Here is a 9138-nt window from a genome sequence, read left to right on the forward strand (position 1 = left end):
TGGTCCATCCGGTCCAGCAGGTCGGCGAGGTTCTTGTAGTCCTTGGCGAAGCCCACCACCTGCGCCTGCGCGATGGCAGACTCCTGGGCCGTCATGACGATCTCCCGCGGCAGGCGGGCCTCTTCCTTAGCGCGGTAGATTTCCTCGATCCCGGCGGGTTTCTCGAAGATGCCGCGCTCGAGCCGCGTGGTGGCGTCGAGCATCACGCCGTAGCGTTCCGCGATTTCGGCCTGCTTCTCGCGCATGAGCTGCGGCGACATCACGCCTTCGGCCCAGCAGGAGAACCAGGTGCCGTTTTCGACGCCGCGATTGTTCAGGATGATGTGCGCGTGCTTGTGCGCCCGGTCGTCATGGACCGCGAGAACATAGTCCCACTGGTCACCGTATTCGCCGCTCTCGAAAAAATGCTCCGTCCAGTCCATCGCGATGTCGCGGACCTGCTCGACCGTCACGTCGGTCGGAAAGGACAGCAGCATGTGTGAGGTGAACCCGAGCTTGGTCGAGCCCCGCCAGGTCCCGGCCCAGTCCTCGATGATGCCTTCTTTCTGCTCTTCGGAAAGCACCGCCGCATCGGTCAGCGCATTGGTCATCGTCGAGTAGGTGTAGACCGCCTTATCGTTGATGTAGGAGATCTGCGCCCCGAGGCTTCCCCTCGTCTTGCAGCCTCCCGCCCGGATCCGTTTGAAGACCGCCGCCCGGCTCTGACCCGAGGCCACCTTCAGCGCATTGCGCGCCGACATCGAGCCCACGCGCGAGAAACTCCGCCCCTGGCGACGCCCCGCCAGCCGCGCCTCGATCCGCGCCGCGGCCTGGCCCCGGATGCGCTCATCCTCCCAGAGCCGGCCCATGACCGAGGTGTAGAGGGCGAGAGGGTCAGCCATTTCCAACCAACCTCAGACCGCCATCGATCGCGCGCGGGCCATCCTCCAGAACGTCGCTCTCCGCCCCCTGCCCTTCTTCCTCTTGCGGCCACTCCTGATGACGCAGCGCCTGCGCCGCATCCTTCATCCGGCCCATCTCACGGCTCATGGACTGCGCCAGATCGAGCAGTTCGATCAGAAGCGCGCGGTCCGCCTCCGAGACCTCCAGCCGACCGCGGTGGACAGCCTTGGCAAGCACCAGTCCGGCATCACTCACGTCCTTCGCCTGACGCCACGCGGCACAGAACTCCGCGACCAGATCACGGGGTACATCGAGGAAACCGCACCGTCCGCGCAGCACCGCATTGAGCGCCTGCGAGCGGTTGGCATAGCCCCGCTCGCGCCACTCGGCATCAAAGGCTTCTAGCTCGGATCGGCTCGCCCGGAAGGCCACCGTCTCGCTTGGATCGCGCACCGCAATCCCCTCGCCCGCCTCCTCTTTCGCGAGCCGGTTCACATGGCGCGGAGAGATGCCAAACGCCGCCGCCAAGTCCTTGGCGCTCTCACCCGCCGCAAAGCGCCGCGCAACTTCGATGCGCTCTTCAAGCTTCAGGTTTTTCGCTGGCCTCGGCACGGGTCAGACCCCTCGGACAAAATGTGCAAACATTGGCCATATCCTGCCAACGTCTTCCTTTTCTCCTACGCCTATACTTCAATACCTCATATTGCGCAATATTACGTTTTGTATGTAGTATCTTTTTGCTGGCATTGGACGCCGTCAAGACCCCGCTGCGCAGCGCAACATGGAACGGGTTTCTCCCTCATCGATGCAGGACAGCCAGGTCGAAAAAGCTCCCGAAATTTGCGCTCAAGGAGCACGCAACGACAAGCCGTCCGAGCGCCCGAACCGCTTACGGATCGGGCGCCGGAAACACGAGTACGGCCCGCGCGAGATAGCGCGGGTCACACCCTCTGGGAGCGTCACGAAGCTTCTGAGGGACGGCGTCAGACCCCTGCGGATCCGAAGACCCGCAGGGGTATCTGGGTCAGTGACCCAGTCCCAGAGAGCGCAGGACGTCGTAGCGGCTGCGGGCGATCAGAGCCTCGGCCTCGAGGCTGTCGAGTGTCTCCGGATGGGCGTCTTCATCAAAGGCGGCGAGGTAGGCCTCGAAAGCCATGTCGGCTTGCAATTCGGCGAGCTCGATGGATTGTTCGAGTGTCATGGTGTGATCCGGCCCAACGATCGTCGCCCAAACGGATCGTGGAAAAGACCGGGGGCATGAGAGCGGGCTGCACCCGGCACGGGTCGGAATGAAATGAAGCACGCCGGGGGCAGGATTCCCCATGAGCGATGCTCCGCAGCGCGTAAAGCGCGTCAGCCGTCCAGAAACCTGCCCCCGGTGTTGCCGATCGCTCGCCCCCGGGCTAGCGATCTGAAAGGCCAACAGGTCGACGGAAAGGCGCGCGGCGGTGACACTGGCGTGAGACGTTGCCCATGGATGCATGACGATGATTTGATAATTCTTTGCCCGCGACCAACGATGTGTTTGCTGGCCTCAGGACATCTGCGGCAGGGACGCGGTGACGGCGGGAAATACCATGAGCACTTCACTCGGCGGGCAGACCAGCAATTCTTGCGGAAGTACGGCCAGACGTGGGCGTCATGTGGAAGACCACACTTCTGAATTGGCGGTCCGGAGCGCAATGGAGCGCTTCATCATCTGGAAAGCTCTCAATGCACATGCCAAAGTCAGAGTCATGGCCAGACAAAAATCAATAGACCCGCAGAGACGCGCTGAGTTCAAAGAGCTCGCACGCGAGATCATCAGCAAGGATCGTGCCGCGAAAAAGTACGGGGCCTCCCAAAACACGATTGGTGAGATTGAGCGAGCCTTGAAGCAAGCGTTTCTCGACGGAGTGACTGCGGGTGCTGGGATCGCTCCAGAGCCAATCAAATCCGGTTTGATTTGGGAACAGGTGCCGCCTCGTCCGCGCGAGACGCTTGCTTCATTGTCCTTCGGTTTCAGCAGGCGACTTGGAACCACGACAATTCCACCGAGGGCGATCCATCGTTTTCTCAAAGATGGAAAGTACCGATGGAGCTTCGAAACGGGCGAAGGCGTGCCTGGGGATCGTTCCATCGCAGACGGATCCGCGCGTCCATTGATCGACCTCGGATTGCTTGCAGAAGACCCAAACTGCGCAAATCGCTTCGAGCTGACTTCTGCCGGCGTCGAGCTTTGCCAAGACTATTGGCGACGTTCCGATGCCGATGATCCAACACTGCCCAAGATCAGCTTGCGACCCATGTGACGTCATCTACGTCGCCAACGAAGGCGCTCAGTGTCCGCGAGAATTCTCCGGCACTCCTGGAACGGTGTCTCTGGTCTCAAATAGCGAAGCTGTTGGAACCATCACATCAGGCCGGAGACTGCGACCAATTTGGGGATGACCGGATTTAGGTCGAGACCTTCCAATCGCCTCGACGCGAGGTAAAGCCAGACCGCCGGAGCGGTCTGGCCGTTGGCTTAGGCGGCGTCTTTCGGACCCCAGGGGATGACGGCCTGCAGGGACAGATCGTCCTGGTTCGCGGCCTTGCCGAGGTTCGCGTTGAAGCCGTGGTCGCGGATGGTCAGCGTGTAGTAGTCGGCGCCGGTCTCCTTATTCTGCTTCTTCCAGATGCCACCGCACTCGACCAGCTTGCCGCGCGGGGAGCGGCCGAGGACGCGGTGCGTGGGGGCCATCGGGTTCGCGCTCGCGACGGGTTCGACCGTGATGTCGAGGTCGAAGGTCAGGGTCGAGATGGAGCCGACGCCCTTGGCAGTTTCGATGTCGGCACTGGTGAATTTGATGCAGTTCGTGGTCATTGCTCTTCTCCTTGTTTGCGTTGCAGCACGAAGTGCGGTCATGCAGCTGGTCAAGGCCCGGCCACACCGAAGGCGAAGCGCAGCGGAGAGGGGCAGGCGCCGGTCTTTTTGTTCCGCGCGGAATGGCCCACCCCTGTTCTTTGGTGGGTCAGGGGAAAAAGATCGGCGACAACCTTTGTGGACGGGACGACAGCTGCGACCAGCATGTCATGCAACTCAGACAAAAGGAGAAGTGCGGGGGCCGCGAAGAAAACTGGGTGAACAGCCGAGGGAGATGCTGCGGGGGGCGGTGTCTTCTCTGTCCTCTTGCCCCGATCCGCACTCGGGCGAGTCAGAGCTTTGCCAGACGCTGCCTCATGTACCGCGCCGGCTGGTTTCCGAGGCAAGGCGATGTGTGTTGTCTGGAAGAGCAGTAGGGAGACCGACGAAACAGCTACCCCCTGCATGGCTCACCTGGAAGCCGATCGTGAACCGGCACCGTGCCCCGAAAGTTTGCGATTTGCGCGTCGCACCGTTCACCGGCCCTCCGCCAGCTACGGCCAATGCAATCCGGCGGTCGTCGAACACCGCTTGCGACCAATCATGACGGGGCGGCACAGCATGTCCGGCAAAGCGAAGAGCAACACTGGCCGAGATGAAGCGTTGCCACGACCATGCGACGGCTGGTCGGGCTGGCTCCGGAGGAGACTGCACCGCCAGCGGCACGTCGCAGGGAGAGGCGGCGTTTCAGCTCGGGGAGGGCGGCTGCGCGCAGCCGAACGAGTAGGGCGCGATCCTGACCAAAGGGCAGGAGGGACCCAGATCATCAAAACTGGTCATCATGGAAAAACTTGCATCCGCAGTCTCTATGCCCATGTGGCGGCAACTCTCAAAGTGCAAAGCCCCAACCTTCTTATCCTCTCAGGTCACGATAGCGGACATTCGAGCGCTACTTACCCCGCAAATTCATGCGAAACGTTTTCTCGATTCGGCTCACATCAGAATGCTCGACGCCCGCCCGTTCAGCGAACTCCTGCCACTGCGCGACCGCGCCCACGACGTCCTCAATAGCTTGGTTCGCCCTGTTGGATTTCAGCCCCACGTTCGAAGCAAAAACCATGAGGTCGCCATGAGTGAAATCGTTTCGCTTTCCGGCCAGGCTCATTTGATGGTCGCGCGTCCATGAGCCAGAGGGATTGTAGGAATAGGCCACGTCATAGGCTGGGGACAGTCGCCAAGTGCCGGACCGGTCCATGAGGAAGGAGATGTTCTTGACGTGGTCATCCTGGTTGCGAGCGACAACGTTGAAGACAGCGCGCTTGTATTGTTGCTCCACCACATCCATACCGAGCCCAAGATCCCTGACCGTCATGATGGCCTGCTCGTAGGAATAAGAGGCCGGGTCATTGAAGTCGAAATGCTGCATCGCGCCGAGCGACTGCATGTGGACCTTTCGCCCTCGTTCGTCCCGATCGAACCGACGCGTCATGAAATGGCTTCGTCCGCCTTCATGGTGAAGCCTGCATTCCGACATGTCGATGCCCGCAGCCGTTGCCATCAGGTAATATGCGTACTCGATTTTTCCGAAGCCTTGGGGATCGGCAAGTTCCTTATCTCGATTGTTGGACACGCCGTCGAACTTCAAGAGCCAGTGCTCATATCCCTCGTCGACTTTAACTTGCCCTGACCTGAACTCCCCGGTGTCTCTGTTCCAGGCAAGCACTGCCTTCGCGCGCGCGCCACCCGCCGAAGTCCCGACGCTCAAAATATCTTCCAGCGCCCCTGCGTCATCCTCACCTCCGAGCCTGCCGGCAAGGTTCTCGCGCTCGCTTAAGACCCTGTTGGCCAGCTCCACCAACTGGGCCACTTCCAGCTTTTTGGACCGGGTCGCCTTGCGGACCGTTGGCTCGAACTCCAGTGCCCCGATTCCACGGTTGCCGATGTAGCAAAGTCGATCTACTGGGCTGAACCGGCCTGCGCTTCGCCCTGTTTCTGCGAGCCATGCATCAATCAACCTGTTGCCGAACTTGTCTGGCAACGCGTCGGCCAGCATGCCGGGTAGCCCTTTGAACGTTTCCTTCGGAAGAGCAGGAAACTCGTAGGGGGCTTCCCGTACTGGCATTTTCAAAGGCGCGACCTCGATCCCCGCGCCCACAAAGGCCGGATCGTATTGAAAGATGCCGAGTGCGCGTGCCTCGTCCCAACTTACGGCACCGATGCGTCGGCCCCACAATACTACGCTCGCGTCAGTCATCTACGTTGTCACCCCAGGTCCATGATGATTTTTTGGGTTGTTCCGATGCAGGGCTCGCTCTCCTGCGTTCCTTCCCCTTCTGTGAGACTCGTTCAATTGGCCTGATGTCTCCCTCTGGTAACACAGAGAGTATCGCATGCTCCAAATCGAGCGCAGCGGCGACGCGAAGAAAGGTGTCTAGGGTCGAAGGATCCCCGGCCTCAAGGCGGCGCAGGGTGCGTACTCCGATGCCCGCCTTCTTGGCGAGGTCAATTTGGGTCACGTTGCGCGCGAGGCGCAGACGCGCGAGACGTTGCCCAATTTCCTGTTCGATTTGTTGAGACGTTGCCATTTCTTCCCCAAAGGCCACATAATGCCGGTTAAGCCGGAAAATTTACCGTAGTCGGTCACATATGGCCTTTTGCGAACTTTCTTGTCAACAGGTCTCACATGGCCTCTTATGGCGCGCAACCGCGCCAAAGGGGCCTCAAACGGCCTTTTGATGCAAACTTCAGGCATGGGGTCCGTTTTACGCTCTGAGCCAACGAGCCGCTGCTCCGCTTAGAATACTGAAACCGGCCAGTGCCGGTTTTCTAAAGCCCCCAAAAGGCTGTCTGCCCCGAGCCTTCAGCGCTCCCCCGAGGAAATTGAGAGGAAGATGAAATGTACAGGTTTAGCAATCCGCTCATGAGTCCAGCGCATAAGATTTTAGCAGTCTGGGGTGGGAAGCTTTGCTCCACCGCGAGCATAAGTTCAAGGAAGCCGCTGCGGTCTGCGACAAAAAGATGACACCGTACTGGCCAACCATCCAGTCGAAATGGCCTTCGGCGGGATCACACCTGCCAAGAAACTGAAAACAGCTGCGCAAAGTCCACGGCTGAGACCCATTGAAAATGGGGGACATACCCAAGAATTTCATCTCGATGGCACACAACATCTTGTATGCAAAACCGATTCACACCACCTTAGGTAATATGTCTTATGATCTTAATAAACTTTCGCCATCTGACTTTGAGTCACTTTCGGCCGACTTAGTCGGTCGTGTAATTGGAGAGCGCTTTGAAGAGTTTGGCGACGGTCCTGATGGTGGCATCGATGGAAGGCGTGTCAGCGGATCTCAGACCATTGTACTTCAGTCAAAGCACTATGCTAGGTCGGGTTACTCAGCTTTAAAAGCTGAGTTGCGCAAAGAGCGCGCAAAGATAGACCGTCTTGATCCCGATCGGTACGTACTGACAACGTCAGTTTCTTTGACGCCAGCAAGAAAAACAGAGCTCGCAGGCATAATTGGCCCTGCTTCCAAAGAAGCTGGCGATATTATTGGCGCAGATGAGCTTCAAGGTCTTCTGCGTGCGAATCCCGACATTGTTGAAGCTCATCCAAGGCTTTGGGAGACGAGCGGTGCGGTACTGAAAACGGTCTTAGACAAGACCCTGGATGAACGAGAGGCAAGGAACCAAGCTCCTACCGTTCTAAGAGACCTTTTACCAAAAACAAAGAGGGCACCAGAGGATGAGGTCATTGCAGAGCGCGACGTTGTGTTTCTCATCGGCTCTCGACCTAATGATGACGAATTCATCCTTTGGTTAGGCCCAAAGCTTGAATCCCACGGCTACACTGTATTTTCAGAACTCTTAACACTCGAACCAGGCACAAGGTGGCGAAAGGAAGTGAACTTCGCGCTGCAACATCGTGGAGCTAAGGTTTTAGTGACCGCATCTGATAGCTCATCAAGGGATGATCATGTTTTAGATCTAATCGACAAGGCCATCGAAGTCGGTCAATCTATCACCGACACAAAGTATGTCATCCCACTCAGAGTAGAAAACTCAATCCGCCTTGATGGCCTGAGAGATGCTGTTCCCGTAGACTTCGTGCGCGGATGGGCAGAAGGCTTAGAAAAACTTCTTGTAGCGTTAAAGCGAGATCGGGTTCCTTGCAATTCAGAAGCTGCATCAGTTGCGCCGCAATGGGACACATTTAGAAAACGTGGTGCTATTCCAATTATAAACGAGCCAGAGCAATTGATATCCAACTGGCTTCGGATCGTAGAAATGCCAGATCACATCCACTACTATGAAGCCAGTGGCGTCATTCGCGAGGATGCGATCAAGCGCCAAGTCAAGCGACTAACCTATGAGGCCAAGGAACACGGTCGTGGTCTTTTTACATTTGCTGATCCCCATGACATCGAAGAAAGTTTCAAAAGCGTTGCAAAATTTGTTTTGAAGGAGTCGATCCGCATCGATGACTTCGTCGAGCATGGCGCACCCGTCGCTCAGATGAAGCCCCGGGAAGCGTCTAACCTCATGACGTTTTTCATTCGCAACGCATGGGAACGGCACTGCTTGGAACGGGGAATGATCTCCTATGATTTTTCGGGTGCTACTGGCTTTCATGTTTCGTCCGATCAAGCATCGAACGGTCAAAAGATAAGATGGGGTCAGCAGGGCGATGGGCGTCGATCTTCGATGCTGCGTAATATCGCCAACAAACACGTGTGGAAGTATGGCGTGTCAGCCATACCTCGATTGTGGCCCTTCTGGCATATTCGGCTGAAAGCGCGGGTTCTCTTCGCAGAGGACAATGGGACCGCAGAAGGTAAGCCAATAAATGATGCGAAGAAGATGCATCGATTGAGACGATCGGGCTGCAAGGGTTGGCGAAACAAGCAATGGCACGGACGCCTGCTGGCGTTCCTGGAACTGATATCCGCTGGCTCAGCTTTCATCCGTGTGCGGCTCGCCCCTGGTCACGATATGCTGCTATCTTCAGAACCAATTATGTTCACGTCTCCGGTGAGCACGAAACTTCCTGATGCGCTGGACGCCGATGGCGAAGAAGAAGACGAGAGTACGCTTGGGCGCTCATTGACGGAGAGTGACGAACCATGAAATTCAGTGAGCCAAGTCTTCTGGTCGAACATCTTAGCGAACCCGATCTTGAATTTCGTTTCGGCCAAAAAAGTCATCACCCGAAAGATGGTCTGTTTCTATATGGCCCTCATAAAGGCTCAAAAAAACTCAAGGACATTCGAATTGGCGTTGTCGCAACAGCGCGAGGCATGAAGCTGTTTCGAAACTGGAGTCAGAGACTGCTGGACGGCATAAAAGTGCCGCCGCCAGGGCCGCGTGAAAAGGAAGATCGGCTCCACTTGGCAGACTTTCTTGGACTTGAAGAAACGTTCGGCATCACCTTC

The 9138-nt window shown here is 57.6% G+C and carries 8 protein-coding genes and 1 pseudogene; 3 read left to right on the forward strand and 6 right to left on the reverse strand.

Annotated elements, in window-relative coordinates; genetic code table 11:
* From ACN0X0_RS22280 to ACN0X0_RS22290, 3 genes are all read right to left on the reverse strand, one after another.
* Positions 1-881, reverse strand: an 881-nt coding sequence (locus ACN0X0_RS22280; protein ID WP_417281037.1) for a relaxase/mobilization nuclease domain-containing protein, incomplete at its 3' end; no start/stop codon positions are given.
* Complete coding sequence (locus ACN0X0_RS22285) at positions 874-1494, reverse strand: helix-turn-helix domain-containing protein (protein ID WP_417281038.1); 621 nt, start codon at positions 1492-1494, stop codon at positions 874-876. The genes ACN0X0_RS22285 and ACN0X0_RS22280, both read right to left, overlap by 8 nt.
* A gap of 412 nt (positions 1495-1906) precedes the next feature.
* A complete protein-coding gene (locus tag ACN0X0_RS22290; protein ID WP_417281039.1) occupies positions 1907-2083 on the reverse strand; it encodes a hypothetical protein in 177 nt (58 codons plus the stop codon).
* Between the two features lie 376 nt (positions 2084-2459).
* Here ACN0X0_RS22290 and ACN0X0_RS22295 point away from each other — a divergent pair, with 376 nt between their 5' ends.
* On the forward strand, positions 2460-3173 hold the full coding sequence (locus tag ACN0X0_RS22295) for a hypothetical protein (RefSeq protein WP_417281040.1): 714 nt from the start codon (positions 2460-2462) through the stop codon (positions 3171-3173).
* A gap of 215 nt (positions 3174-3388) precedes the next feature.
* Here the strand turns inward: ACN0X0_RS22295 and ACN0X0_RS22300 are convergent, their stop codons facing one another.
* From ACN0X0_RS22300 to ACN0X0_RS22310, 3 genes are all read right to left on the reverse strand, one after another.
* Positions 3389-3727, reverse strand: a complete 339-nt coding sequence (locus ACN0X0_RS22300) for a DUF736 domain-containing protein (protein ID WP_008335621.1) — start codon at positions 3725-3727, stop codon at positions 3389-3391.
* 928 nt (positions 3728-4655) lie between these two features.
* Positions 4656-5960: a type II toxin-antitoxin system HipA family toxin gene (locus ACN0X0_RS22305; protein ID WP_417281041.1), complete on the reverse strand. Its 1305-nt coding sequence runs from the start codon at positions 5958-5960 to the stop codon at positions 4656-4658.
* Positions 5953-6291 carry a helix-turn-helix domain-containing protein gene (locus ACN0X0_RS22310; protein WP_417281042.1) on the reverse strand — a complete coding sequence of 113 codons (339 nt, stop codon included), beginning with the start codon at positions 6289-6291 and terminating at the stop codon, positions 5953-5955. Before ACN0X0_RS22310 ends, ACN0X0_RS22305 begins: the two co-directional genes overlap by 8 nt.
* A gap of 571 nt (positions 6292-6862) precedes the next feature.
* Here ACN0X0_RS22310 and ACN0X0_RS22315 point away from each other — a divergent pair.
* Both ACN0X0_RS22315 and ACN0X0_RS22320 read left to right on the forward strand, forming a co-directional pair.
* Positions 6863-8833 (forward strand): toll/interleukin-1 receptor domain-containing protein, encoded by a 1971-nt coding sequence (locus ACN0X0_RS22315; RefSeq protein WP_417281043.1) that lies wholly within the window; start codon positions 6863-6865, stop codon positions 8831-8833.
* A pseudogene (locus ACN0X0_RS22320) lies at positions 8830-9138 on the forward strand (hypothetical protein); the annotation flags it as partial. The gene ACN0X0_RS22315 and the pseudogene ACN0X0_RS22320, both read left to right, overlap by 4 nt.

This window comes from Celeribacter sp. (assembly GCF_048270365.1).
Classification (GTDB): domain Bacteria; phylum Pseudomonadota; class Alphaproteobacteria; order Rhodobacterales; family Rhodobacteraceae; genus Celeribacter.

What these genes read in the sequence shown, in the direction of transcription:
- ACN0X0_RS22290 (WP_417281039.1), bottom strand. Translation starts at nt 2,083, where the DNA reads ATGACACTCGAACAATCCATCGAGCTCGCCGAATTGCAAGCCGACATG.
- ACN0X0_RS22295 (WP_417281040.1), top strand. Translation starts at nt 2,460, where the DNA reads ATGAGCACTTCACTCGGCGGGCAGACCAGCAATTCTTGCGGAAGTACG.
- ACN0X0_RS22300 (WP_008335621.1), bottom strand. Translation starts at nt 3,727, where the DNA reads ATGACCACGAACTGCATCAAATTCACCAGTGCCGACATCGAAACTGCC.
- ACN0X0_RS22305 (WP_417281041.1), bottom strand. Translation starts at nt 5,960, where the DNA reads ATGACTGACGCGAGCGTAGTATTGTGGGGCCGACGCATCGGTGCCGTA.
- ACN0X0_RS22310 (WP_417281042.1), bottom strand. Translation starts at nt 6,291, where the DNA reads ATGGCAACGTCTCAACAAATCGAACAGGAAATTGGGCAACGTCTCGCG.
- ACN0X0_RS22315 (WP_417281043.1), top strand. Translation starts at nt 6,863, where the DNA reads ATGGCACACAACATCTTGTATGCAAAACCGATTCACACCACCTTAGGT.